The sequence below is a fragment of the Vibrio sp. ECSMB14106 genome, assembly GCF_000972265.1.
Classification (GTDB): Bacteria; Pseudomonadota; Gammaproteobacteria; order Enterobacterales; family Vibrionaceae; genus Vibrio; species Vibrio kanaloae.
The window spans coordinates 161,494-186,406 of the sequence record NZ_LAUM01000007.1; the positions used below are offsets into that span (position 1 = coordinate 161,494).

Annotated in this window: 20 protein-coding genes; 9 read left to right on the forward strand and 11 right to left on the reverse strand. The window is 43.9% G+C overall.

Features of this window, described 5'->3' with window-relative positions:
* Positions 1-27: 27 nt before the first annotated feature.
* The 3 genes from WR49_RS07585 to WR49_RS07600 all read right to left on the reverse strand — a co-directional run bounded on the left by WR49_RS07585 (position 28) and on the right by WR49_RS07600 (position 3,821).
* Positions 28-216 carry a hypothetical protein gene (locus WR49_RS07585; RefSeq protein ID WP_017058324.1) on the reverse strand — a complete coding sequence of 63 codons (189 nt, stop codon included), beginning with the start codon at positions 214-216 and terminating at the stop codon, positions 28-30.
* Positions 217-529: 313 nt separating this feature from the next.
* Positions 530-1,531, reverse strand: a complete 1,002-nt coding sequence (locus WR49_RS07590; RefSeq protein ID WP_046223608.1) for a TerC/Alx family metal homeostasis membrane protein — start codon at positions 1,529-1,531, stop codon at positions 530-532.
* A gap of 550 nt (positions 1,532-2,081) precedes the next feature.
* Complete coding sequence (locus tag WR49_RS07600) at positions 2,082-3,821, reverse strand: bifunctional metallophosphatase/5'-nucleotidase (protein WP_046223610.1); 1,740 nt, start codon at positions 3,819-3,821, stop codon at positions 2,082-2,084.
* 237 nt (positions 3,822-4,058) lie between these two features.
* Between WR49_RS07600 and WR49_RS07605 the strand changes: the two genes are divergently transcribed.
* Positions 4,059-5,723 carry an ATP-dependent endonuclease gene (locus WR49_RS07605; protein WP_046223611.1) on the forward strand — a complete coding sequence of 555 codons (1,665 nt, stop codon included), beginning with the start codon at positions 4,059-4,061 and terminating at the stop codon, positions 5,721-5,723.
* A 131-nt stretch (positions 5,724-5,854) separates the two neighbouring features.
* Here the strand turns inward: WR49_RS07605 and WR49_RS07610 are convergent, their stop codons facing one another.
* Together WR49_RS07610 and WR49_RS07615 are read right to left on the reverse strand one after the other, a co-directional pair.
* Complete coding sequence (locus tag WR49_RS07610; RefSeq protein WP_046223612.1) at positions 5,855-6,349, reverse strand: DUF1097 domain-containing protein; 495 nt, start codon at positions 6,347-6,349, stop codon at positions 5,855-5,857.
* 206 nt (positions 6,350-6,555) lie between these two features.
* The gene (locus tag WR49_RS07615; RefSeq protein WP_017058330.1) at positions 6,556-7,461 is read right to left on the reverse strand and encodes a LysR substrate-binding domain-containing protein; all 906 of its coding nucleotides are present in this window, start codon (positions 7,459-7,461) and stop codon (positions 6,556-6,558) included.
* A gap of 259 nt (positions 7,462-7,720) precedes the next feature.
* Here WR49_RS07615 and focA point away from each other — a divergent pair, with 259 nt between their 5' ends.
* Positions 7,721-9,172, forward strand: coding sequence for a formate transporter FocA (gene focA / locus WR49_RS07620; RefSeq protein ID WP_046223613.1), 1,452 nt, complete (start codon positions 7,721-7,723; stop codon positions 9,170-9,172).
* A 353-nt stretch (positions 9,173-9,525) separates the two neighbouring features.
* Here focA and WR49_RS07625 read toward each other — a convergent pair whose 3' ends face one another.
* From WR49_RS07625 to WR49_RS07635, 3 genes are all read right to left on the reverse strand, one after another.
* The gene (locus tag WR49_RS07625) at positions 9,526-10,095 is read right to left on the reverse strand and encodes a YceI family protein (RefSeq protein WP_017058332.1); all 570 of its coding nucleotides are present in this window, start codon (positions 10,093-10,095) and stop codon (positions 9,526-9,528) included.
* On the reverse strand, positions 10,092-10,631 hold the full coding sequence (locus tag WR49_RS07630) for a cytochrome b (protein ID WP_046223614.1): 540 nt from the start codon (positions 10,629-10,631) through the stop codon (positions 10,092-10,094). The genes WR49_RS07625 and WR49_RS07630 overlap by 4 nt, the downstream gene beginning before the upstream one ends.
* A gap of 153 nt (positions 10,632-10,784) precedes the next feature.
* Positions 10,785-11,030, reverse strand: a complete 246-nt coding sequence (locus WR49_RS07635) for a DUF2164 domain-containing protein (RefSeq protein WP_017058334.1) — start codon at positions 11,028-11,030, stop codon at positions 10,785-10,787.
* Positions 11,031-11,320: 290 nt separating this feature from the next.
* On the opposite strand from WR49_RS07635, the gene WR49_RS07640 reads away from it, so the two are divergent.
* Positions 11,321-11,956 carry a hypothetical protein gene (locus WR49_RS07640; protein ID WP_017058335.1) on the forward strand — a complete coding sequence of 212 codons (636 nt, stop codon included), beginning with the start codon at positions 11,321-11,323 and terminating at the stop codon, positions 11,954-11,956.
* 194 nt (positions 11,957-12,150) lie between these two features.
* On the opposite strand, the gene WR49_RS07645 is transcribed toward WR49_RS07640, so the two are convergent.
* Genes WR49_RS07645 through WR49_RS07655 form a run of 3 tightly spaced genes read right to left on the reverse strand, consistent with a single transcriptional unit; the run spans position 12,151 to position 17,350 of the window.
* Positions 12,151-15,210, reverse strand: coding sequence for an efflux RND transporter permease subunit (locus WR49_RS07645; protein ID WP_046223615.1), 3,060 nt, complete (start codon positions 15,208-15,210; stop codon positions 12,151-12,153).
* Positions 15,207-16,262 carry an efflux RND transporter periplasmic adaptor subunit gene (locus WR49_RS07650; protein WP_046223616.1) on the reverse strand — a complete coding sequence of 352 codons (1,056 nt, stop codon included), beginning with the start codon at positions 16,260-16,262 and terminating at the stop codon, positions 15,207-15,209. The genes WR49_RS07645 and WR49_RS07650 overlap by 4 nt, the downstream gene beginning before the upstream one ends.
* Positions 16,262-17,350: an efflux RND transporter periplasmic adaptor subunit gene (locus tag WR49_RS07655; RefSeq protein WP_046223617.1), complete on the reverse strand. Its 1,089-nt coding sequence runs from the start codon at positions 17,348-17,350 to the stop codon at positions 16,262-16,264. Before WR49_RS07655 ends, WR49_RS07650 begins: the two co-directional genes overlap by 1 nt.
* Positions 17,351-17,500: 150 nt before the next feature.
* Here WR49_RS07655 and WR49_RS07660 point away from each other — a divergent pair, with 150 nt between their 5' ends.
* From WR49_RS07660 to WR49_RS07685, 6 genes are all read left to right on the forward strand, one after another.
* Positions 17,501-18,241, forward strand: a complete 741-nt coding sequence (locus WR49_RS07660; protein ID WP_017058339.1) for a TetR/AcrR family transcriptional regulator — start codon at positions 17,501-17,503, stop codon at positions 18,239-18,241.
* A 586-nt stretch (positions 18,242-18,827) separates the two neighbouring features.
* Positions 18,828-20,015 (forward strand): M24 family metallopeptidase, encoded by a 1,188-nt coding sequence (locus WR49_RS07665; RefSeq protein ID WP_017058340.1) that lies wholly within the window; start codon positions 18,828-18,830, stop codon positions 20,013-20,015.
* Between the two features lie 53 nt (positions 20,016-20,068).
* On the forward strand, positions 20,069-21,076 hold the full coding sequence (gene doeB / locus WR49_RS07670; RefSeq protein ID WP_046223618.1) for a N(2)-acetyl-L-2,4-diaminobutanoate deacetylase DoeB: 1,008 nt from the start codon (positions 20,069-20,071) through the stop codon (positions 21,074-21,076).
* Positions 21,077-21,101: 25 nt separating this feature from the next.
* Entirely contained in the window at positions 21,102-21,581 is a 480-nt protein-coding gene (locus WR49_RS07675) for an Lrp/AsnC family transcriptional regulator (protein WP_046223619.1), read from the forward strand.
* A 154-nt stretch (positions 21,582-21,735) separates the two neighbouring features.
* A complete protein-coding gene (locus tag WR49_RS07680) occupies positions 21,736-23,256 on the forward strand; it encodes an NAD-dependent succinate-semialdehyde dehydrogenase (RefSeq protein WP_046223620.1) in 1,521 nt (506 codons plus the stop codon).
* Between the two features lie 35 nt (positions 23,257-23,291).
* Entirely contained in the window at positions 23,292-24,698 is a 1,407-nt protein-coding gene (locus WR49_RS07685) for an aspartate aminotransferase family protein (RefSeq protein WP_046223621.1), read from the forward strand.
* The last annotated feature ends 215 nt before the right edge of the window (positions 24,699-24,913 follow it).

The following is a 24,913-nucleotide window of genomic DNA, read 5'->3' on the forward strand; positions in this document are numbered from 1 at the left end:
CTTTAATTCTATGCGTTTACGCTAAAATTAACGGTTGATACCGATATCGCGTTGCATGTGACCAGATAAGTCGCTTGCGTAGTAACTGCGTGGAGAGTTGTCTACGAAAAGAATATCGAAAATGTGTGCAATCAATCCTTTGAAGTTAACCGCGTAGGTCTTCTTATCCATAGAGTTAGGAACAGCGATAGTATTCATTTGTACTGCTTGAGCCATGATTGCCTCTCTATAAATGTGTTTGTGTGTTTCGTTCTGATGACAATAATAATAGGTGATCTTTTGCAGGTTAAAAAATGACTAAAATTGGATATTCGAATTAGTTTTTCTAATAAAACAAACCATTAACAATGCCATAAAATAGATATGCACGCTATGTGAGTATCAATTCAATATAGTGTTTAAATCATGCATTTAGTACAAATACCCCACAAACAACAGTGGCCAATGTCACAGAAAATTTACATAAATAAATTTTCCACTTCATCAGCCACGTGTTCATTATCGACTTTTCGATAAGTTATATTTGTTTTTAATTTACTTGTTCAATGCCTGGCTTCTTCGCATAAATCGACGCTATAACCGCAATCATCATAGTCGAAATCAGCACCGCTAGAGACCAATACGTTGGGATAGCCCACTCACTGTCAACCAATAGCATTTTCACACCGATGAACACCATTATGAATGCCAGTGCCGGTTTCAAGTAGATGAACTTGTCCATCATACCTTGCAGTACAAAATACAACGAACGAAGGCCAAGTAACGCAAATACGTTTGCCGCTAATACCAAGAACGGTTCTTGTGTTACCGCAAAGATTGCAGGGATAGAGTCCAATGCAAACATCACGTCCATGACTGCAATCGCACCAATCACCAACATCATTGGAGTGAATGCCCATTTAGCACCCTGTTTAACCATTAATGCAGGGCCATGGAAACCCTCGGTTACCGGCATCACTTTACGAAGTAGCTTTTCAGGCAGTGTATTCACACTCTCTTCTTCGCCCTTGTCTAATGCCAGTTTAATACCCGTACCAATCAAGAACGCAGCAAACACGTAAAGTACCCAGTGGTATTCCGCCAATAGCTGTGCGCCTAGTGCGATCATAATTGCACGAAGCATTAATGCACCAATCACGCCCCACAGTAGCGCACGAGGTCGTAGATGCTCAGGAACTTGGTATTGAGCAAAGATCATCGCGAAGACAAACAAGTTATCTACGCTCAGTGATTTCTCTAACAAGTAACCCGTAATGAATGACACTGTTGCTTTTTGCGCTGTGTAGTCACTGTTCGGCGCATAAATGTCCCAAAATAGGTAAATAGAGCCAGCAAACAAAAACGCAAGTACAAACCAGAAAACACTCCAGATTGCCGCTTTCTTAATGGTGACGTTACCGCCACGAGTCTGATAGATATCAATAGATACGAGAATAATCGTCAGCAGAAAAAAGCCCGCATAAGTCGTCATAATCGGCGAGGAAAAAAAGGATTCACTGTTGGTAGATAATAGAGATTGAGTTGAGTTCATTATTCCTCCGGGCGGAAGAACTGTATAAAGACCTTCCGCAAACAAAGCATATCAGGTTCCATTACGGATCTTGACTGTGATTGCGTTGGTCTCGTTGAAGTGAAATATGGGATTTCACCTTTACATACCGGATAGACACTTGGCCTAACGAGATGACGATATGTAAACTTGCGCTAACTACTCCCCAAACGCGACGATCATAATCATCTCGTCGTATTTCGTCTATAGAAAATTGACATAAAAAGCAAAAAAGGAGCTATCTGCTCCTTTTTTATGTCTGTAATATGCTGATGATGTTGCACGCATTGCAAATGCTGACTCCACTGTTACTCAACAGCGAGCACTTATTAATCACCGACTACTTTTATAAACCGGCCATAGGTACTAAGTATACCAATGCAGACCAAACCGATACCCAACCAACAACCGCTGCCGCATCCAACCAATCTTGCTTATCCATTTTTATCCCCCACAGGAAACACACCTGCAGGAATAACGCATAAATAGTGCCAATTTTATAAATCAATCAATAGTGACATACTACTTTGCATTACTTAGAACATTCTAAGCAATTCATCGTTTCATGTTGTTGTAATGACTCAGGATGATCCTGAAGAAACTCGATGAAACAGTCTGCCATTGAATCTGTCGTGACAGTTCCGTTACCTAACATACCTAAAACGGCGTCATAGCCCTCCTTCCCTTTCATGGTATAGGCAGAAGAAGTACCTTTATACACTCGATCGCGGTTCACGGTTTGCCACCCGGAAGATTCTGAATAAATTTCCAAGTGGTGAATACGATGGCCTAGCGGTGCCTCTTTGTAATAACAAAACCTCAAGTTATGAGTATAAGGGAAACTACCCGACCCAGTACCAATCACTCCATTGTCCAAAGCATTGTTAATAGCCCCTTCAAGCATGTCGGCAATCGTTTTTCCTCTCACTTTGTACATACCAATAGGTACGGCAAACGGTAGTAATTTTCCGGCAATGTCGGCAACCGAGACATCACCACTATTTAGCGAGTTTCTGACTCCTCCAGAATTATGGATAGCAAACTCGACTTCATGCCCTTTTTTATTCATTAGGTAGTGAAATGATTGTGCGACTAACGGTGCTAGTTGACTTGGGCCTTGTTCATCGGGAATTCGTACATGGCGCAAGTTATTCTCGACGTAAGTGATAACTTGTTGCTGCAACTTTCTAACTTGAGGTTGGTACTTATCGGTCAAGATACTTTGAAGTTCAGGATCTTTTTTGCACACCACGATATTAGTATGGTTGTTCAAGAACTCACATGCCATATCGTGGGCATCGTCTTGTCCAACTTCACTCAATTTTGCGTCGATAAATAGCCGACGTCCTAATAGCAGTTCGTTCTTACCATTAAAGTGAGTGACTTTACCTTCTGTATCGAACTCTATTTCACAGTGACCTATGCTCATTGCATGGAAACCCGCTTGTACAACATAGGTGTCGCCAATTTTTACGCCGTAATCATCGTCTTTCACTAAACCGATATCAGAGAAGTCGCCTTGCAAGCGGTGACTATGGCCACCCACGATCACGCCGATTCCTGTTACATTTGCTGCTAATTCCAAATCAGCTTCATAACCAAGGTGGCTCAGTAACACAATCTTGTTGATGCCCACCTGGTGAATCTGTTCTATCGTGGCTTTAGCGGTTTCTAATGCATTTTCAAATGGGGTATCAATATCTGGGTTAGCAATGCTCGCCATCTTATCGATGCTTAAGCCGAATATGGCGACTTTCTCGCCATCAAACTCTTTCGTTATAAAAGAAGCACTTCGAGTCTCAGTTAGGTAAGGCTTAACAATTGCGTTGTCCGCTAGGGTATGAGTTTTATTGATATCCTCATTCGATAAATTCCAGTTACCAGCCAACAGTGGGAATTGAATTCTTTTCGCGAAAATCGCAACCGGTTCATTCCCCATGTCTAACTCATGATTACCAAGCGTCATTGCGTCTATATTCAACGCATTGAGCAAATCAGCATTAGCCTTTCCTTTAAACAATGAAAAGTACAAAGTGCCTTGAAAGCAGTCTCCAGCGTGTAAAAACAGAGTACCAAACTTCTGACGTTTAGCGTCTTGCTCAATTTGCTTAAATCGAGTTGAAATTCGCGCAAAACCACCAGTACTGACATAAGGTTCAATGATGTGGTTGTTCATTTTAAGTGATAGCTGTAATGAGGTTGGTTCAAAGTATGAATGGGTGTCATTGATGTGTGCCAACACTATTTTTATTGGCTTGTTCTTTTTAGTCATATTTTCTTCTCTCTTTGTCCCTTCATACTAGGTCGAGAATAATGACAGAATCGTGAATTTTATGAAACTGAACGGAAAAAAAATACTCAAGATAGCTATAAATCTCATTTTGAACCGTACAAACAAAGAATAGTTTTTGTGACCAGTGGGCATACCGGCCTAGTAATTTTAGATTATGATTAAAGATATTTGTTAGCTTTCAAACAATTAGCAGAGCATTCCGTTAGGAGTAAGTCTATGCAACTAGAAAGAATTGAGATTTCTGGCTTTCGGGGTGTCAAGCGTATGTCACTCGCGTTTGACGAACTAACCACGCTTATTGGTGAAAATACTTGGGGTAAGTCTTCATTATTAGATGCCCTTTCCGTCGTTCTCCCCTCTGACGGAGTACCATATCAATTCGAAATGACTGATTTCCATGTCGATTATTCGATTTCACACCCACAGTTTCAACACCTTCAAATTGTTCTCGCGTTAAAAGCCAACGACAAAAACGAGCTTAAAGCGGGTCGTTATCGCAAACTTAAACCGATTTGGGTTCAAGATGAATTTGGTGTCAACCGTATCTATTATCGAATCAGCGCAACGTTAGAACAGTATGAAACGACAACACATTACGCATTTTTAGACTTAGATGGAAACCCGCTCAAGCTTCACCACTCAGAGAAGTTTGCCCAAGAGTTAATGACCTTGCACCCTGTAATTCGCTTACGAGATGCAAGACACTTTAATCGCCCTTTCCATCACAAAGCAGTCAGCAACGTGGCTCATGGCAACAATGGCAATGGTCGCCAGGCGAAAATAGAGAAACGGATTGATAACACCTGCCGTCGACTTATGGCAATTCCCGGTCACGTCAATAAAGGCGAAATGCGCAGTAGCTTAGAGTCGATGCAAAACCTCATAGAGCATTATTTTTCATTTAAAAGCGTTTCTCGCAATAATCCAAGGAAGCCACGGGATGGTTTACGTTACTCTACAGGAGCAAATGAAAAGAGTATTCATCAGATTGTCGAAGAGACCAAAAGTAAGCAAACTCGCTTATTGTTTATGGGTTTACTTAATGCCTATCTACAAGCTAAGGGGCCGACTGACTTAAGACGGTGTGCCCGCCCTCTTTTGATCCTTGAAGATCCAGAAGGTCGTTTGCACCCAACGCATTTAGCTAGAGCTTGGAGTTTAATGCAAAAATTACCCATGCAGAAAATGCTCACGACTAACAGTGGCGAATTACTATCTGCTGTACCACTTCAATCGATCCGCAGGTTGGTTCGTCAGTCTGACAAAACCATCGCGAACAAACTCAATATGAATCACTTCAGCAAAGATGAACTAAGACGAATTGGTTTCCATCTTCGCTTCCACCGCCCTGGTGCTTTATTTGCTCGATGCTGGTTGCTGGTAGAAGGTGAAACTGAAGTTTGGTTGTTTAATGAGTTAGCCAATCAATGTGGGTATAATCTTGCAGCAGAAGGTGTCCAGATAATCGAATTTGCTCAATCAGGGCTTAAAGCACTCATCAAAGTAGCACAAGAATTTGGTATAGACTGGCACGTAGTAACCGATGGTGATGCCGCAGGAAAAAAGTATGCGGCAACGGTCCTCTCAAAGCTTGGTAACGATCAAGCACGACACCGTCTAACTGAATTGCCAGATAAAGATATCGAACATTATTTGTATATGAACGGGTTTGAGAACTTTTTTCGTGACATGGTTAAGATACCTTACGATCACCCTATCCCACCGAAAAAAGTCGTCGCTAGAGTTCTCAAAAAACACGCGAAACCAGACCTTGCTCTTGCCATCGTTTCTAATTGTGAAAGCCGGGGACAAGAGTGTATTCCGATACTACTAAGGTGGACATTAAAACGTGTGATTACAATGGCTAATGGAAACACGTAATATCATTTTCCTACCCCAGGGAATAAAAAAGGCACACCAAAATAGGTGTGCCTGTATAACTATTTATACAAATTAATTGGGGGTTATCTTGCAAGAGTTCACCGTCACTAGAGCAGCACCTACTTAACGAGTTAAGCCTTCGCTTGCTTAGCGTGTTGTTCAACAACTTCCGAAGATTTGCTTGATTTCTCGTGAAGCCATAGCCCCGTCGCTTTCATTAAGTATCCAAACACACCACCAAGCAGTAAAGATGGTACTACAAGTTGCCAATCGCCACCTGCGGCAAACGTTGCACAGCAACCAATGAAAGTTCCTGGGATATAACCGAGCCACGCTTGTTTTGCTTGAATACACATAAAGAAAGCGACAATAGCAGTAATCACATAGCCTAAAACCTCTAACCCTACGAAGGTCGAGCTTTCGATTATCACCATTGCCCAGAACACGCCTGTCATGTTGGTCAATAAGCTACCTGCTAATCCTTTAACGCCGCCTGTTGGCGATGCAAAGTAACTGGTGCAGCCTAAGAAGCCAGCCCATGACAATAATCCCAAAGAGACAGCAATCCATCCCCACAGACCTGACAAAATACCTGTTGTTAGTGAAATCGCGACTAATGTACTCATACTATTTCTAAAGCCTAATTACGCAATTGAACGCAACCGGATTTAGCCTCACTTAAAATCAAGTAAGCATATTATGGTAAGAACGCCTTCTTTTGGCTGATCGTGATCACATTAATAATGTACACGAATGTTCCCATATCACTATATAGAGACCGGAATCGTTTATTCAACATATTTAGTTATCAATGATTATTATCAATTTATCGCTAGAGAACTGACGGTTTGCCTTTCATCATGCGCTTACCTTCGCGCTTAATACACTCGGCAAGTGGATTTTCTGCCATGTCAGCACGCCAAATAAATGAAAGCGTACGCTCCATTTCAAGCTCTGGGACATTCAAAGTAACAAGCTGACCTGATTCAACAAACTGCTCGACATCAAGATAAGGTAAACACGTTAAATATGGACCGTTTGCTACTAAGCTTCTTAAAACAGGAACGTGTTCATACTCTCGCCACACATCAAGATCACCAATTAAATGATGAATAGAACTATCAAAAACTTTGCGAGTACCCGAACCATGTTCGCGCAATACCCACTTCGCTTGCTCTAACTGCGCCAAACTCACACGTTCACGTTTCGCAAAAGGGTGATGAGCGGATGCAACGACCGTTAAATGGTCAGTACACCACACTTCTTGATGAACTCGGTTGTCATCACAACGACCTTCGATCACACCTAAGTCATATTGATAATCTAATACGCCATCGATAACGGCATCGGTACTTTGTACCCCAAGCGAGATTCGCATCTCTGGAAAATCGTTATCAATAATACTGATGAGGTCAGGAACGAGGTGTTCTGCCGGGGTTTGGCTCGCGCCTAATTTGAGCTCTCCACTCAGTAAATGCTGCTCGTAGAACCCCATTTCGATTTGCTGCGCATCTTGCAGTAAACGCTTCGCTTTTGGCCTTAGCCACATACCCCAATGAGTAAGAGCCATTTGCTTACCCTGCCTTTCAAATAAAGGCCTGCCGAGCATTTTTTCCAACTGTGCAAGAGACATACTTGTCGCTGATTGAGTCAACGCCAACTTGTCTGCGGCATGACTAACACTCCCGGAATCTGCCACTGCATCAAATACCGCGAGTTGCTTTAATGAATAACGCAAAATTCATCCTTAATGCTTTTAATTATTTGTGTCCTGCTGCTCGTTTTTTTTTAAGCCGATGAGCAATCAATTTCATTCTACGCGTAACCAAATCTATATCAATAATTTTGATGTGGTTTCTAAAAATTATCAATTTTACCTCAACTCCTCAACTCCCTAATCTGGAATGGCAGGACACAACGAAGCCTGCAAAACATCACGGATTAACCGAGTCATTAACACTAGGAATTACACATGACGGATTGTTCAAGGGGGGAATATGGTAACCAGTACTTCTGAAAACTATCAACTGTTCTCACCAGCACAAATGATGGCGGAAGCAGAGAAGTTTTCCTTAAGCAAAGCAAATAAAACCAGCAGCATGACAGTGAGTTTGGCGATCATGGCTGGTGCATTTATAGGGCTGGCTTTCTTATTCTACATCACGGTAACCACGGGTAGCGCTAATGCTGGATGGGGGTTGAGTCGCTTAGCCGGCGGTCTTGCATTCAGTATGGGTTTAATCTTGATTGTGATTTGCGGTGGTGAGCTGTTTACCAGCTCAGTTTTATCAAGCATCTCATGGGCTAACAAACAGATTACTTTCACTAAGATGCTGTCTATTTGGGGCAAGGTTTATGTCGGCAATTTTATCGGTGCCATGTTCCTTTTGGCTCTAGTAAGTGCAGCAGGCTTGTATCAATTAGATGGCGGGCAATGGGGTTTAAACGCTCTAAATATTGCCCAACACAAGCTACACCACAGCCCTGTTCAAGCTTTTGCTTTGGGTGTGCTTTGTAACTTATTGGTGTGTTTAGCCATTTGGTTAACGTTCAGTTCTGCTAACGCCATGACCAAAGCGATGATGACCGTATTACCCGTAGCAATGTTCGTTAGTTCAGGCTTTGAACACTGTGTGGCGAATATGTTCATGGTTCCACTAGGCATCACGATTCAAACATTCGCACCAGAAAGTTTTTGGATGCAAATTGGCGCAGCACCAACCCAGTACGCAGACCTAAACATCATGAAATTTGTCACCGCAAACTTGGTGCCAGTAACAATCGGCAACATAGTCGGTGGTGCAGTATTGGTCGGCTTAGCCAATTGGAGCATTTATCGTCGCCCACAACTTACAGCAGCAAAAATTACAACAATTACACAAACAACAGAAATTACGTCAGTTAAGGAAATCACTATGAATACAGCAACGACTATCAAGCAAATCATGAACACTCAACCAATTACACTAAGCGTAGAAATGCCTACATCAGTGGCAATTGATTCACTTTTAGATGCTCAACTTGTTAGCGCTCCAGTTTGCGATGTTGAAGGTCGTCTAGTGGGTATCTTCTCTGTTCACGATGTAATGGTTGACCTTTGGTGCCAAGACTACATCCCAACTAAAGGCCAGAAAGTCGTAGACCTAATGAGCCGTGATGTTGTAGCTATCGACGCAAACGACAAGTTGGTTGATGTGGCTGAGTTCCTCTGTATCGACAAAGAACAACTGTACCCGACGACAAGTATGGGCTTCGCAACTCGCTTGACTTCTCTTTCTCTAGAAGAGCGTGCAAAAGCGATGAAAGTGAGCCAACCACATATGCTGCCGGTATTGGAAAACGGTGTGATGGTCGGGGTTCTAACTCGCATTGAGGTGATGCAAGCACTTCGCCCAATCTACGGTGACCGCCTAAACGCAGTACCAAAAGCGGAACTAGAAACGGCTTAACTGGTTAATGGTTTATTTAACTTGTAACCAACGGTTTAACTAGGAAGCGTGCAGCCAACGACTGTTTGACTAGGAAGTGGTTAGTAACTAGGACAAGGTTGAACAATTAGGGATTAGTTGTTCGCCTAGACAAATAAGTCATGGCAACGTTGACTGGCTAAAAGTAAATGGTGGCTTAAAGCGCAACTAAAGATTTGACACAAAACAGATCTAAACGCGTGACCATTTACCATAATAAAAAGGCGCAAAGTGATAACTTTGCGCCTTTCTCTATTTCTAACTGCCGCTTTCTAAGTATCTACTGAACTTTGATACTACATAAAGGTTGATACCAGTCAGCATTTATAGCTAGATTATTTCTTTACACCTTCAACGTGTAATTCCATATCTACATAGCTTGAAGCGCCCATTACTGGAATGTTGAAGTCAGCAAGTTCTAGACGAGTTGTACCAACGAAGCCAGCACGCTCACCGCCCCACGGGTCTTGACCAGCACCGATGAATTCAGCTTCAATAACGATAGGCTTAGTTACGCCGTGAAGTTTAAGGTCGCCCATTACTTCTAGTTTACCGTCACCTTTATCAACCACTTTTGTGCTGTTGAATGTTGCGTCTGAGAATTTGCCTGCATCAATGAAGTCAGAGCTACGGATGTGCTTGTCACGTTCTGCGTGGTTTGAATCAAGGCTTGTTGTATCAATAATTACGTTTACTTTTGATGCTTCAACGTTGCTTTCATCAAATGAGAAATCACCTGAGAATGTGTTAAAACGACCTTGGATAAAACTGTAACCTAGGTGGCTAACTTTAAAGTTAACTGAAGCATGCGCACCTTTTGTATCAATCACGTAATCAGCGGCGTTCGCAGCGAAAGGCATTGCCATAGCAAATGCTAATCCTGTAGCGATAATTGACTTTTTCATTTTGAAGCTCCTATCATTTTTCGTAGCGTATCGTCTTTGTCGATAACGTGGTGTTTTATCGCCGCTAAGGCGTGCACTGATGCCATGATGATCAGTACCCATGCAGCATAGTAGTGAACCGTACCTGCGAGATCAGATTGGTTTGCAAACAGTTCACCCATACTTGGTACAGTGAACCAATTGAATACTTCGATCCCGCGGCCATCTGATGTAGAAATCAAATAACCTGAAATAAATAAAACCGCTAAATTGATGTACATAAAGCCGTGAGCAACCTTCGCTGCTGCAACTTCGTAGCCTTTACCTTCCACTTTAGGTGACGCGGTAACTAACTTCCAAAGCAAGCGGATAACAGTAACGAGAGCCAAAAGAATACCTACCGAACGGTGGTAATCTGGCGCTGTTTTGTACCACTCGCTGTAATATGAAAGATCAACCATCCACAAGCCTACACCAAATAGTCCAAAAATCGCGAGGGCTGATACCCAATGCATCGCTCTTGCTAAGGGGTTGTAATTTCTAACGTTATTGTCCATGAATCTATTCCGAATATTAACGAGTAGTGTAGTTTCGAAAAGCGTACCCTACACCAAGTTTGTGTAACATATTATTTACCAAGCTTTACATTAATTACATCGTTCCAAATTAAACGAGTTATTCAACTTTTTTGAACAAGTTGGCCATAGAGGTTAAATTTCAACGATTTGCTCAATTTCATAGAGCTCGTCTGATATGTCTAACATTTTACGTTCCATTACTTTCTGAGCGTCTTCTACCCCCTTGTTGTAGTAAATGGCCCCAAACTTTTTACTTATAAAATCAATCAAAAACTCAGTATCAAACTGACCAAGTTCTACATCAAGCTCATCTTGCAGGTACTTTTGAAGGGCATGGGTTAGCTCAGACTTTTGTTTCGAATCTAATTGAATGGTCATGAATACTTCCAAGTTAAGAGTAAATAAGTCAATCAAGATCAGCTGACTACACTATAATTTCGCTAACCCAATGTACATTTCCTAATTAGCTATAGTCTTTCTAACTGATTAGAATTCCTCATAATTTAGAATACAGATCAGCTAAGTGCCAGTGCTATCCATAAAAACGGCTAGGAATAGCTAATTTTGATAGAGAGATCAAGAACTCACACTTTGCTAATAGGTAAAGACACAACAATTACCGTACTATTGCCCATCAATAAAATAGTAACTATGTATAAGGGACTTCATTGTTATTAGATCTCGTGATTAAGAGCGTCAATCAGTTTCAAGATGATTGCCTAAAACTCTGTGAACACCATTATCCTACCGTACATAATCAAGGGATCAGTGAGCATCACATAGGGAAAGCTTTTGCCAGACGAATGGATCACACCTTCGTTAGCTTTAATCATGCGAGTCATACAAGTCCACTCGAAATGTTTTCTTCCGGTGATGCCCCTCGACATTTCCGAATTTCTTCTGAGATAGGTACCGTATGGACGATCAGCCATCATATGGTGAGTGCAGGTAAAACCTGTCGTAGAAAGTTAATGTTAGACATTCATAATTGGCAATCAGAGTATGGGTTTGCTATCCAACCCAATGACCTTTTAATCATTGTCTCTGATCATTGGATAAGCCGAGGCAAGAGCAGTGGTGAGCTCTTACATTGGTGGATGGGCGCACTCCCAGACGAGATCACTGAATATAGCCAACAAGGCATCACACTAAGAGAGAGTGATTCTCAATTCGCTACTGATTTAAATAATAACTTTAGTATCAGCCCATGCTTTATTAAATTCGGTCACCCGTTAAAACGGTCAGGGAATCAACAGTTAGTCCGTAAATACTTGCAACTTTATGCTGTACTCCAATGGCAGTGAAAATACGGGTCAACGTTTTGATTTAATAATGAGAGTCAGTCGTTGTACCTTTATCTCGAACGAAATTTAACCACGAAAGGTCAACACGCCCTAGTCACCGCTTGCCACTCTTACGTGTTAACAAATCACAGGTATAAAAAAGCCCAGTCAAAACTGACTGGGCTGGCTTAAAAGAATCTGTTTTAAATCATTCCCTAATAACCCGAAGTGGACGGTTTGATTCTATATAGAATAGCGAACATCACTGGTACTACTATTAGCGTTAGTACGGTAGCAAAGCCTAAGCCTGCCATGATGGTAATCGCCATCGAGCCGAAAAATGCATCGAATACCAAGGGAATCATGCCCAAGATTGTTGTTAGTGCTGCCATAGATACCGGCCGAACACGACTGATCGCACTGTCGACAACCGCTAAATATGGGTCTTTACCTGTTTGTAGCTCACTGTTGATCTGGTCAAGCAATACGATACCGTTCTTCAGAATCATGCCACTTAGACTTAATAGGCCTAGGAAAGCAGTGAAACTGAATGGCATATTAGTACCTAACAGACCAATCGAAACACCAATGATAGAGAGTGGTACCGTAAACCAAATTACTAATGGCTTACGAACCGAGTTAAACAGAAGCATAGTGATGATAAACATCAACAAATAACCCATTGGCAGTGAACCAAATAGCGATTCTTGTGCATCTTTAGAACTCTCGTACTCACCGCCCCAACTAATGTTATAACCTGCTGGTAAATCGAGTGCTTCAACCTTTGGTTTTACTCTCGCAAACAAGCTAGCTGGTGTTTCATCACCCAATACATCGTGATCAGCCAGAACCGTTAACGTACGCTTTCTGTCACGACGTTGAATCAGTGGCTCAGACCATTGAAGATCAACCCCATCGATCACTTGCTCTACAGGAATATAGGTTTGCAGTGATGGGCTCCAAATCTTCACATTGTTCAGTGATTCAAAGTCAAAACGCTCTTCTTCAGGCAGGCGTGCCACGATAGGTAACATGTGCGTACCATCACGCAGTAGACCGATGTTGTAACCACCAAACGCCATCTGCAGAGTCTCAGACAGATCCGTCTTTGAAATGCCAAGGCGACGAGCCTTTGATTCGTTAAACAGTGGCACGAGCTCTTTGGTGCGTTCACGCCAGTCGTGACGCACATTTCGAGAACCAGGATCCGCCAACAAGATGTCTTCTACCTCAACAGCAATGCTGCGAAGGATCTGCGGGTCTGCTCCACTAATGCGAGCTTCGATTTTTGAAGCTGGCGACGGGCCAAACTCAATCAGTTTAAATTGGAACGTCGGTTGTTCAAATTTATTGGCCAAGTCCTTGTCTAGCCCTTCTAGGACTTTAAACATGGTGTCTCGGTCAGTCGTTCGTACCTGCAGCTGACTGTACGCTTCGTAACTTTTCTCTGGTTGATATGTCAACGCAAAACGTTGCATGCCCTGTCCAACCGTTGTTGTCACAAACTCAACGTCGTCTTGCTGGCGAATGTAGCTTTCAACTTTTTCTGTCTGCTTGATCGTTTCACGAACATCGGTGCCTTCCGGCATCCACATATCTACGTAAAACATGGGCGTATTTGATGGCGGAAAGAACTGCTGCTTCACCATACCAAAACCAACGACAGAAACTGCTAATAGCGCGACCATACTAACTACAGTAAGCCATCTAAATCGAAGTGCTACTTTCAGACACCCACCGAATACAACAAACAGAATGCCTTTGTATGGGTCTTCGTTCTCATCAACCTTGTCTTCTTCTTTAAGCAAGATCTCGGCAAGGAATGGCGTTAGTGTTAGTGCAGTTACCCAACTCAAAAACAATGAGAAGCACAGTACCCAAAACAGTGAACCCATGAACTCGCCTGTCGCATCTTTCGACAAACCAATCGGAGCAAACGCTGTGATAGCGATAATGGTCGCACCTAACAGTGGCCATTGTGTTTGCTTGACGATGTCTTTCGCTGCTTGAAGCTTGGTTTTGCCTTTCTTCAAGCCAACCAAAATACCTTCAACGACAACAATCGCGTTATCCACCAGCATACCCAGTGCGATGATCAAAGCACCTAGCGAGATACGGTGCAGTTCAACATCGTTGTAGTCCATCAATATGAACGTACCGAACACCGTCAGTAGCAGTACTAAACCGATGATCAAACCACTGCGTAAGCCCATCGCGAACAGAAGTACGATGATAACAATCGCCACCGCTTCAACGAGGCTGATCAAGAAATCAGCAACGGACTTGTCCACTTCTTGTGCTTGGTTGTAGAAGTAGTTCAGTTCTACACCCGCTGGTTTAATACTTTCTAGGCGATCAAGTTCTGCATCGAGTGCTTTACCAATTTCAACCACGTTTACGCCTGAAGAGAATGCAATACCTAGGTTGATTGCGGGTTTACCGTTGTACGTTAATACATTGCCCGGCTTTTCTTGAATACCGCGAGTCACTTCAGCGACATCTTTTAAGCGAATTAGGTTACCCGTATCACGACCATGAATGATTAAGTTTTCTAACTCTTCAACCGTGCTCAATGTACCGTTAGGTTTGATCGTTAGGCTTTGACCATTGAGCATTACTTCGCCTGCCGACACCACACTGTTTTGTTGTGCTAACAGTGACGTAACCGTCGACATGTCTAGGTTCAATGCGGCTAAGCGTTCCAGAGACATCTCAACAAACAGTTGTTCTTGTTGGTCACCCGCAATACTGACTTTACCAACACCATCAACCAGTTCGACTTCACGCGTTAGGTAATCTGCGTACTGTTTTAGCTCAACGTAATCATAGCCGTCCCCCGTCAGCATGATCATCACACCGAATACATCACCAAAATCATCAATGATCTGAACGGAATTCACACCACTTGGCAATGTTGGCTGTAGATCGTTGATCTTGCGGCGCATTTCATCCCAGATTTGTGGCAGCTCGTCGGGCCCGTAGTCCATCTTCATGCTAACTGTAATTTGAGACATACCGTTCGAAGAGGTCGATGTGATCTTATCGATGTAAGGCAGCTGTCGGATCTCTTTTTCAAGTGGATACGTCAACTCCTCTTCAACTTCCATTGACGTAGCGCCAGGGTAAGTTGAAATAATCATGGCATCTTTAATGGTAAAAGCTGGGTCTTCTAAACGGGATAGATTACCAAAAGACGACACACCGCCAATGGCCAAAATGACTAGAAACAGCCAGCTGATTACTTTGTTTTTTATTGAATATTCTGCGATGTTCATTCTGCTTTTCCTGACAATTGGATTCCGTCACGGAGTTTTCTTAGGTTCGAGTTTACGAGTCGATCACCTTGCTCAACGCCATGAGCGATTAATGCGCCTTGGCCACTGATCTTGTCGACTTCTACTTCGCTTTTGAATGCTTGTCCGTCTTCTATTTTCCACACATAGAACTGATTCGCTTCAGAGCCCGCTTCTAGCGTTGTCATTGGTAACTGGTAGCCTTGAACATCGCTCAGGCCCGCTTTCGCCATATCCACATTAACCGTAACGCTCGTGCCCGGCAGAATTTCACTCTCAGGCTGCTGCATCTGCATCCAAAACTCGTAGGTACGTGATTGTGGGTGCAGTTCACTGGTGTGCTCTAGATACGTCAGTGGATATTGACCTGTGTGACCGCCAAAGGTCGCCTCAGGACGATAGCTATTTGAACGCATGTCTGGGCTAATTGACGCCAAGATCGAATCTGATACTTGAATTCGCACATACACCTTGTCGTTCTGGTACACACTCAGTAGTGTTTCTCCAGGCGTCGTATTTTCGAACCGTTGCTTATCGACAGTTGAAACAGTTCCTGAGAATGGCGCTAAAAGTTCTGTGTAACTTAGCTTACGTTTTGCCGCCGCCAAATTCGCCGATGCGAGCTTGTAGTTAGCCGTCAGTTGGTCGTGTTCTGATTGCGATAACATTTCGCTGCCAAACATCTCAGTACCACGGGCCAACTGTTTGCTCGCCAGTTTGAATTGAGATTGAGCATCAGTCAGATCTTGGACGTACGTTGCATTATCTAAGGTGGCTAATAACTGCCCTTTTTCGACGTTATCGCCCGCTTCGACTAATACTTGTTGAATCTCGCCTGCTAGCTTAAATGCCAAGGGAGTCAATTCAGCTGGCATCACCTGCCCATTAAAACTTCTGAACTGATTAATCAGCGGCGCGCCAACTTCAAAGGTAGAAACCAACAAAGGCGGTTGTTCACGATGTACAGCTTCATTGTTACAGGCTTGAAGTAACAGAGCCGATGCGACAACAACTGATAATTTTGAAAGGTTCATTAAATACCGCCCTCTCGAAGCCAAGCTTTTACTTGTTGTCCGTCTGATAACACATCCACACCTGCTTCAACGATAAGGTCGCCAGACGACAATCCGTCGATAACCTTGCCTTGCTCATCAAGAAGGACTTGTACTTTAGAAATCAGTTGAGAGTCAGGGTTATAACGCCATAGTTCACCATGGCCTGCGTCTTTGTTTAACCAAGCTGAATCCACAATACCAATGCCGTAGTCAGGTTTACTTTTTTGAACTTCAACTTGCGCTGTCATACCAGAAAGTAGATTGATGCCTTCTGGCTTTTCGATAGACACAACCGCTTGGTAGCTGTTGGTGTCTTCATCTGGTTGCGTTGAGATTTCTTTAAAGCGAGTCGGGATACGAATGCCGCGGTGACTGTCCATCACAACCCACATGTTTGAGCTCGTTAGATCTTGAATAGAACGGTCTTCAAGCTTTGATACTGGAATAGAAAACGTCACATCCATTTCACTGTGATTCAAAATATTCAGTACAGGCTGCTTTTCTGCGATCAATTGATATTGCTTTCCAAACACCATCGATACTACGCCATCGAATGGAGCAACTAAGGTAGTGTAGCCAAGGTTTGTTTTTGCTTGGTCCAACTCAACTTCAGCGGCAGTAAAGGTGTTCACGGCTTGGTCGTAGTAATCAGTACTGACCAGTTTTTTCGCATACAACTCAGAAGCTTGTTTGTATTGGCTGTTCGCCAGATCAAATTTAGCTTGAGCTGCATCAACGGCAATACGGTAATCCGTCGCGTCTAATACAGCTAACACCTGACCTTTCTTCACTTCTTGCCCCATACGAACATCGAAGGTTTCTATATCTCCGCCCACTTGGAAAGAAAGTGCCGCACGGTCGGTTGCATCAACCTTTGCAATGAAGCTATCAAGATCGATATCAGTCTGTTGCGGGATTTCGAACAGCTTGACTGGCTTGATTACCTGCTCATTTTCCTCTGACTGAACTTTGTCACATCCAGTTAGAGAGCCTGCGAGCAATAGTGCTGCAATAACAGCTCCCATGCGCTTGCTCGATATGGCATTGATAGACAAATTGGACTGCATGATGTCTCTCCGTTAAATTATTATGATTTATTACACAGATGGGCAGTATATTTAATATTAAATAATTCTCAAGATTTACTTTCCAGTTGTGCAGTATTTTTTATTTCAGTAAAAACAGTGTAGAATGTGGTAATCAGGTAATTATGTGAAATGAAGATGACCGAAAAGAAGCAAGGTAGAAGAAGTGCAAAAGACGCCGAAGAGACGCGTTTTTTGATCATGAGCGTTGCCGCAGACATGTTCTGTGATTTTGGCTACGATCGTGTATCACTGCGAAACATCAGTGAAAAAGCAGGCGTATCACATAGCCTTATTCGCCATCATTTTGGTAGTAAAGAAAAAATTTGGCATGCGATAAGTGATTGTTTACACGTATATTTTCAGTCTTACATTAGTAGAATTATGGAAGAGCTTCCCAAAGACGTAGCACCAAACATTTCTATCTATTTGTTTAGCATGCGCCTTTTTAGCAACATGATTCACTCACGCAGACCAATGCAGCTCATTTCTGATTCAGTCCGCCAAGAAGATCACCTAGTTGATTACTTTATCGACAACGTTGGCGATGTTGAGAAAGAAATTAATGGACTGGCGAAACAATATAATGATGCTAATCCAGACAAAATGATCAATATTTATGAAGTTAAGTGGCAAATGATCATGTATGCACATGGTGCTGTGTGCCTAACACCATTTATGGAAAGTACGTGGAACGAAGGTGAAATGGAAGCAACTCCAGAAGAAGCCTTGCACATGCATTGGCAGTTGTTCAATACACAAATGGTCAGTAAGTTTAATGTCGACAGTGAATGGGTGTTGAATCCAAGATCTATTGGAGAGCTGATTTATGATGTGCCTTGCGTATGGAAGTGTAATCCAGAACACCAGTAAACCGATGTTTGAATATATCTTGGTTGTAAATTAGTTTACTCGATAAAAAATGCGCCGTTACAGATCCTACTGTAACGGCGCATTTTTATTTGTGTCGAACTTAACGTAGCAATACTCCAGTATTTTCTGGTCACATTATCGGTCCAACATAACCAATTATTGCTTACGTAGAGTACGTAAGCTGCACCAGACATCGCACATAAGGCATTGGTCGATTAAAAACCTGATCTTACAAACGCTCCATTTCCCCCAAGCCTCGAGTACCCCTTTTTCTCCGCGTAACCATATGCATGACACAATATTTTAATTGATTAATTCTCGATGAGAACTGTAACTAAAAACTAACAATCGATGGAATTTCAATCATAAAAACGGTGTGAACCACAAAAATGAGCCACACTTGTAATGATTGACATGAGAGGTATAGATTCAGCAAGCATGCTAAATGACATCGTTTAAATCAAACACAGCCGCAGTGGTGAGTTGCAACAGTTTTAAACGCAGGTCTATCGACCTAGTGGAAGGTAGAAATACCTCAACGTCTCCGAAGGCCCATAAGGCGTCGGACTTTTAACAAGGAGAGATTATGAGAGGCGTTGCTTTGCATTTTACACTGGATGAGTTCCAGGACCGATTAACAAAAGTTCGGCTGTCGATGGAAGAACGAGAATTGGATGTCCTTATCATTCACGATCCTTCTAACATGGCATGGCTGACAGGTTACGACGGTTGGTCTTTTTATGTACCACAATGTGTCGTTGTGGGCTCCGCTGGCGAGCCGGTTTGGTTTGGGCGTTGCCAAGATGCAAATGGGGCGTACAGAACTGCGTATATGTCGGCAGAAAACATCACCTATTACCCTGACCATTATGTTATGAACCCGCCATTACACCCGATGGATTTTCTGGTAGAAGCCGTACTAGTTCCGCATCTTTGGGATCGCGGTCGTATCGGTGTAGAAAAAGACAACTATTACTTTAGTGCCACCGCCTATGAATCACTCATCACTCACCTACCGAATGCTCAACTTCTCGATGCTACCGGGCTGGTGAACTGGTGTCGCGCTGTTAAATCCGATCAAGAACTCGCTTACATGTACCGTGCGGCTCGCATTGTTGAAAATATGCACCGTGTTGCATTCGATATGATCGAGCCAGGGTTGCCGAAACACCACCTTGTCGCTGAGATTAACCGCCAAGCGGTGCTCGGACATGAAGATCATTTTGGCGATTACACGGCGATAGTGCCCCTTTTGCCATCTGGTGCTGATGCTTCTGCACCTCACCTAACGTGGGACGATAAACCATTCAAAAAAGGCGAAGGTACTTTTTTCGAAATCGCTGGGGCGCACCGCCGTTACCATTGCCCACTCTCTCGCACCATTTTTCTTGGGGAACCAGACGACAAGTTTAAACGTGCCGATGAAGCATTAAATTTAGGTCTCGAAGCAGGCTTAGAAGTGGCAAAACCCGGTAACACCTGCGCCGAAATCGCCAATGCATTAAACCAAGTTCTCGATAAAGCAGGATTCTCACGAGAAGGCGCGCGTTGTGGTTATCCAATTGGTATGAGCTACCCACCAGATTGGGGGGAGCGGACCATGAGTTTACGAGACACCGATAAAACCGTATTGAAAGAAGGCATGGCATTTCACTTTATGCCGGGACTATGGTTTGAAGATTGGGGGTTAGAAACCACCGAAAGCATTGTGATCACTCGTGATGGTGCAAAAACCCTGTGTGATTTTCCACGACACCTATTTATTAAACACTAATTTTTCAAACCTTAAGTTCAGTGAACTAGGCTTAAGAACAAGAAGGAGTTGATATGCAAAAGACCTCGATCACAGCCACCGTAGACTTTGACCGAGAAGGCGTACAGCACGGTTTTTTAACGCTACCCTATTCCCACGATGACTCCGCTTGGGGAAACATCATGATACCTATAACCGTGATTAAGAATGGTCACGGTTCAACATCACTACTTACTGGCGGTAATCATGGTGATGAATACGAAGGTATCACCAGCCTACTTAAATTAGCAAACTCGCTTCAAGCTGAGCAAATCCAAGGCCGTGTTATTATTGTGCCTATGATGAACTTACCTGCGGTACAAAATGCTTCGCGTACGTCATCTATCGATAAAGGGAATTTAAATCGCAGCTTTCCCGGAAACCCTGTTGGCTCTGTGACCGAGAGGATCGCAGATTATTTTACTCGTTACTTGGTACCCATGTGCGAGTTTGCATTAGACATTCACTCTGGTGGTAAAACGCTAGACATCGTACCTTTCGCCGCAGCCCACCGTCTCGACAACCTCGACCAAGAAGAAGCATGCATCTTAGGTGCAAAACTGTTTGGCGCGCCTTACACCATGATATTGCTCGAAATGGACACCACTAGCCTGTACGACACTACCGTCGAATCTCAAGGCAAAATATTTGTCACCACAGAACTCAGAGGCGGCGGAACCAGTACCCCAGTAACCATCGCTTATACCGACCGTGGAATCCGCAATTTCTTACGTTTTTCAGGCAACTTATCTGGTGATTACGAAAGAACAACCCAGCCAACCAAGTTACTTGATATGCCCGATGCAAGTTGCTACGTGCAAAGCCAGCACAATGGCATCGCCGAATACTTATTTGAGCTTGGCGACACCATCAAACAAGGCGATGTTTTGATGAGGATCTATTCGACCGAGCGCACAGGGACCGCCCCTATCGAATACAAAGCTCAACGTAGTGGTATTTTTGCTGCACGTCGTTTCCCCTCCATGGTGAATACTGGTGACACTGTCGCCGTGATCGCTAAAGACTGTGGCGAATGGAACTGATTGGTATTTTACAGGGAGAACCATTATGCGCCTCGATCGCTACGACATAAAAATTCTACAAATACTCCATGACCACGGCCGTATCACCAAATCTCACCTTGCCGAGGCCATTAACCTATCCGTTAGCCCTTGCTGGGAGCGTGTTAAAAAACTGGAAGAAGCAGGCATTATTGAAGGTTACGGTGCAAAAATAAATACCGATGTTTTGTTCAAACGAACGTCGGTGATGGTTGAAGTCACGCTCAAAGAACACAGCGCCCAAGCATTCAAACGTTTTGAGAAACTGGTTCAACACTCACCAGAAGTCACGGATTGCTATGCCACAGGTGGCGGTGTCGATTACATCCTCAAAATTCAGGCTGAAGATATCGATCAATATCAGCGACTTATCGACAACTGGTTGGAGTCGGAAGTGGGTATTGAGCGCTACTTTACTTACATCGTGATGAAAACAATCAAACGTGATGCAGACAAATTAGAAGTCAAACAAAACGTCTTGTTCTAAAAGAGAAAATACGCTTAAAACGCAACCAGAAAATTCGTCATATCTAACGATGCGGAAAAGAAAATTCTGATGGTTTAAACCTCGGTATCAGAAATTATTCCGTTCACTTCTCCACTACAGTTTAACGATGGACACGATGCTGGGAGAGGGACTCATGACAGCACTGCACAGCTTACATGCAGAGGAATTAAAAGCCTCGCACGACATGATGGCGATAATGAAAGATGTACGTTTGGTGAGAGGTTTAGCGTACGTAAATGGCAAATGGGTAAGTGGTGACCAATTTCACCCGGTGGTTAACCCAGCGGATGGTACGGTCATCGGCTACATCACTAAGCTATCTCAACAACAACTCTATCAAGCGATTGATGAAGCCGATCAAGCCTTTCGTCAATGGCGAAAAATGCAAGCAGAAGAACGCGCTGAAATTCTCATGTGTTGGCACGATCTGATTCTAGAATCAAAACAAGATCTCGCTCGTTTGATGGTCATGGAACAAGGCAAAACATTAGGTGATGCTTTAGGTGAGATTGACTACGGCGCCTCCTTTATTCGTTGGTTTGCAGAGGAAGCACGACGTAACTATGGCGAAACCATCCCAAGTCATATTCCGAATGCGCAACTGTCGACGATGCGCGAACCGATTGGTGTCGCTGCATTGATTACGCCATGGAACTTTCCTAATGCCATGATCACACGAAAAGCCGCCGCGGCATTAGCGATAGGCTGTCCGGTACTTATCAAACCCGCTAGTGAAACACCTTTTTCCGCATTGGCCTTGGCTGAATTGGCGGACCGAGCTTGCTTTCCACCTGGTGTATTTAACGTGATTACTGGCGATGCGGTGATGGTGTCACAAACCTTTTGCCACTCCGATAAAGTCAAAGCGCTCTCATTCACAGGTTCAACTCGAGTGGGTAAGTTGTTGCTGCGCGACGCGGCACAGACCGTGAAGAAATGCAGTATGGAGCTCGGCGGTAATGCCCCTTTCATCGTGCTGCCAGATATGGATATAGAGCAAGCAGCCAAAGCCGCCGTGGATGCCAAGTTTCAAACCGCAGGACAAGACTGCTTGGCCGCGAACCGTATCTTCGTCCCTGACGATAAGTACGAAGCGTTTTTGGAAGCGTTTGCCAAAGAAATGAACCACATCGTTTTAGGCAGTGGTTTAGATGAAAAAACCACCATGGGGCCGCTGATCAATCGCGCTGCGGTGGATAAAGCGCATGATTTGGTGCGTGACGCACTCGACAAAGGCGCGCGATTGTTAGCGGGATACCATCAGCCCGTACCAGGCAAAAACTTTTTCGCGCCGACATTGCTAGCCGATGTCACCCCAGACATGGCGGTGTATCGCGAAGAGAATTTTTGTCCTGTGGCAGGCGTATTGCCCTACCAAGATTTAGATACCGTGATTGAAATGAGCAACGACACTGAGTACGGCTTAGCTGCCTATGTTTATGGTCACGATATTCACCAAATTTGGCGCTGCATGCGTGGTTTGGAGTTTGGCATGGTGAGCGTGAACTCGGTCAAGATGACTGGCCACCCTATCCCATTCGGCGGCGTGAAACAGTCAGGGCTTGGACGAGAAGGCAGTCGCCACGGCTTTGAAGAATACAGTGAAATCAAATACTGCTGCTTAGGCGCATTGCCTACCGTCAGTGGCAGTTAAGATACGAAAGATGGATATCCAAGAGGAGAAGGATCATGAGCAACAAAACCCAACAACTTTTAGAGATCGATCGTCAGAGAGTATTTCATGCCTCAACCCACCTTAAGCAGTATGCGGCTGGGGAGCTTTCGGGAAGAATTATCTCGAGCGGAAACGGAATACGCATTACCGATTCAGAAGGCATCGAGCTGATAGACGGCTTTGCCGGGTTGTATTGTGTGAACATTGGCTATGGCAGGACTGAAATGGCCGATGCTATTTATGAACAAGCCAAAGCGCTGGCGTACTACCACACTTACGTCGGCCATACGAACGAAGCGCTCGTGACACTGTCAGACCGCATTATCAAAATGGCTCCTGAAGGAATGAGCAAAGTCTACTACGGCATGTCAGGCAGTGACGCGAACGAGACTCAACTTAAGCTAGTGTGGTACTACAACAATGCTCGTGGTCTACCAGAGAAGAAAAAAATCATCTCCCGTGATCGTGGCTATCATGGTTCAAGTATCGCTTCAGGTTCAATGACAGGGCTGCCTCTGTTCCACGCACATTTTGATTTACCGCTTGAGCGCATCAAGCACACCATGGCGCCGTATTACTATCGCCGTGAAGACGAGAGTATGTCTGAGCTTGAATTCTCTCAATATTGTGCAGATCAACTCGAAGCGATGATCTTGGAAGAAGGCCCAGATACGGTAGCGGCGATGATTGCAGAACCCGTGCTCGGTACTGGCGGTATTGTGCCACCACCAGAAGGGTACTGGACAGCAATTCGCAAAGTACTCGACAAATACGACGTACTCTTGATTGCGGATGAAGTGGTGTGCGGCTTTGGTCGCCTCGGCTCCGATTTTGGCTCGCTCTACTACGACATGAAACCCGATCTAATAACAGTAGCGAAAGGGTTAACCTCAGCCTATCAACCACTCTCCGGTGTGATCGTAGGTGAACGAGTTTGGAGTGCGCTAGAAAACGGTACCGACCAATGGGGTGCTATTGGACACGGCTACACCTACTCCGGTCACCCAATGGGAGCAGCGGCCGCAAACTGCAACCTTGATATCATTGAGCGTGAAGGGTTGGTGCAAAACGCAGCCGAAATCGGCGCTTACTTGCAGCAACGCATGGCGGAGACGTTTAACGATCATCCATTGGTTGGTGATACTCGTGGCGTTGGCTTGTTGCATGCGTTGGAGTTTTCTTCAGACAAACTCCGCCGAGCACACTTTGATCCAAACTTGAAAGTGGGTCCTCAAATCGCGGCGGCCTGTTTAGAGCAAGGCTTAATCGCTCGCGCCATGCCACATGGTGACATCCTCGGCTTTGCTCCACCGCTTATCGCGAATCGTAATGACATCGACACTATTGTCGATAAAGCGCATCAAGCGGTCAACAAAGTGATGGATAACCTCGTTACATCTAAACAGTGGCAGCCAAAATAGCCGCGCATGCTCCTACTCACAAACCTACCAACAATTACCGCTCCCTTTGAACAAATTCGAAGGGGCGGCCCTAAGAGATAGACGACATGGTAACACCAGCAATATTTTCCGATAAAAATCGATTGACCGATTAGACGAAGAGTTAAAATTGTTTATTCAAAATTAATAAGATGTGGAATGTAAGCATCGAGACTAATAGAAGAAGAGCCATGCAC

Excerpts from the sequence above, each read along its gene's own strand:
- WR49_RS07585 (WP_017058324.1), bottom strand. The coding sequence starts at position 216 with ATGGCTCAAGCAGTACAAATGAATACTATCGCTGTTCCTAACTCTATG.
- WR49_RS07590 (WP_046223608.1), bottom strand. The coding sequence starts at position 1,531 with ATGAACTCAACTCAATCTCTATTATCTACCAACAGTGAATCCTTTTTT.
- WR49_RS07600 (WP_046223610.1), bottom strand. The coding sequence starts at position 3,821 with ATGACTAAAAAGAACAAGCCAATAAAAATAGTGTTGGCACACATCAAT.
- WR49_RS07605 (WP_046223611.1), top strand. The coding sequence starts at position 4,059 with ATGCAACTAGAAAGAATTGAGATTTCTGGCTTTCGGGGTGTCAAGCGT.
- WR49_RS07610 (WP_046223612.1), bottom strand. The coding sequence starts at position 6,349 with ATGAGTACATTAGTCGCGATTTCACTAACAACAGGTATTTTGTCAGGT.
- focA (WP_046223613.1), top strand. The coding sequence starts at position 7,721 with ATGGTAACCAGTACTTCTGAAAACTATCAACTGTTCTCACCAGCACAA.
- WR49_RS07625 (WP_017058332.1), bottom strand. The coding sequence starts at position 10,095 with ATGAAAAAGTCAATTATCGCTACAGGATTAGCATTTGCTATGGCAATG.
- WR49_RS07630 (WP_046223614.1), bottom strand. The coding sequence starts at position 10,631 with ATGGACAATAACGTTAGAAATTACAACCCCTTAGCAAGAGCGATGCAT.
- WR49_RS07635 (WP_017058334.1), bottom strand. The coding sequence starts at position 11,030 with ATGACCATTCAATTAGATTCGAAACAAAAGTCTGAGCTAACCCATGCC.
- WR49_RS07645 (WP_046223615.1), bottom strand. The coding sequence starts at position 15,210 with ATGAACATCGCAGAATATTCAATAAAAAACAAAGTAATCAGCTGGCTG.
- WR49_RS07650 (WP_046223616.1), bottom strand. The coding sequence starts at position 16,262 with ATGAACCTTTCAAAATTATCAGTTGTTGTCGCATCGGCTCTGTTACTT.
- WR49_RS07655 (WP_046223617.1), bottom strand. The coding sequence starts at position 17,350 with ATGCAGTCCAATTTGTCTATCAATGCCATATCGAGCAAGCGCATGGGA.
- WR49_RS07660 (WP_017058339.1), top strand. The coding sequence starts at position 17,501 with ATGAAGATGACCGAAAAGAAGCAAGGTAGAAGAAGTGCAAAAGACGCC.
- WR49_RS07665 (WP_017058340.1), top strand. The coding sequence starts at position 18,828 with ATGAGAGGCGTTGCTTTGCATTTTACACTGGATGAGTTCCAGGACCGA.
- doeB (WP_046223618.1), top strand. The coding sequence starts at position 20,069 with ATGCAAAAGACCTCGATCACAGCCACCGTAGACTTTGACCGAGAAGGC.
- WR49_RS07675 (WP_046223619.1), top strand. The coding sequence starts at position 21,102 with ATGCGCCTCGATCGCTACGACATAAAAATTCTACAAATACTCCATGAC.
- WR49_RS07680 (WP_046223620.1), top strand. The coding sequence starts at position 21,736 with ATGACAGCACTGCACAGCTTACATGCAGAGGAATTAAAAGCCTCGCAC.
- WR49_RS07685 (WP_046223621.1), top strand. The coding sequence starts at position 23,292 with ATGAGCAACAAAACCCAACAACTTTTAGAGATCGATCGTCAGAGAGTA.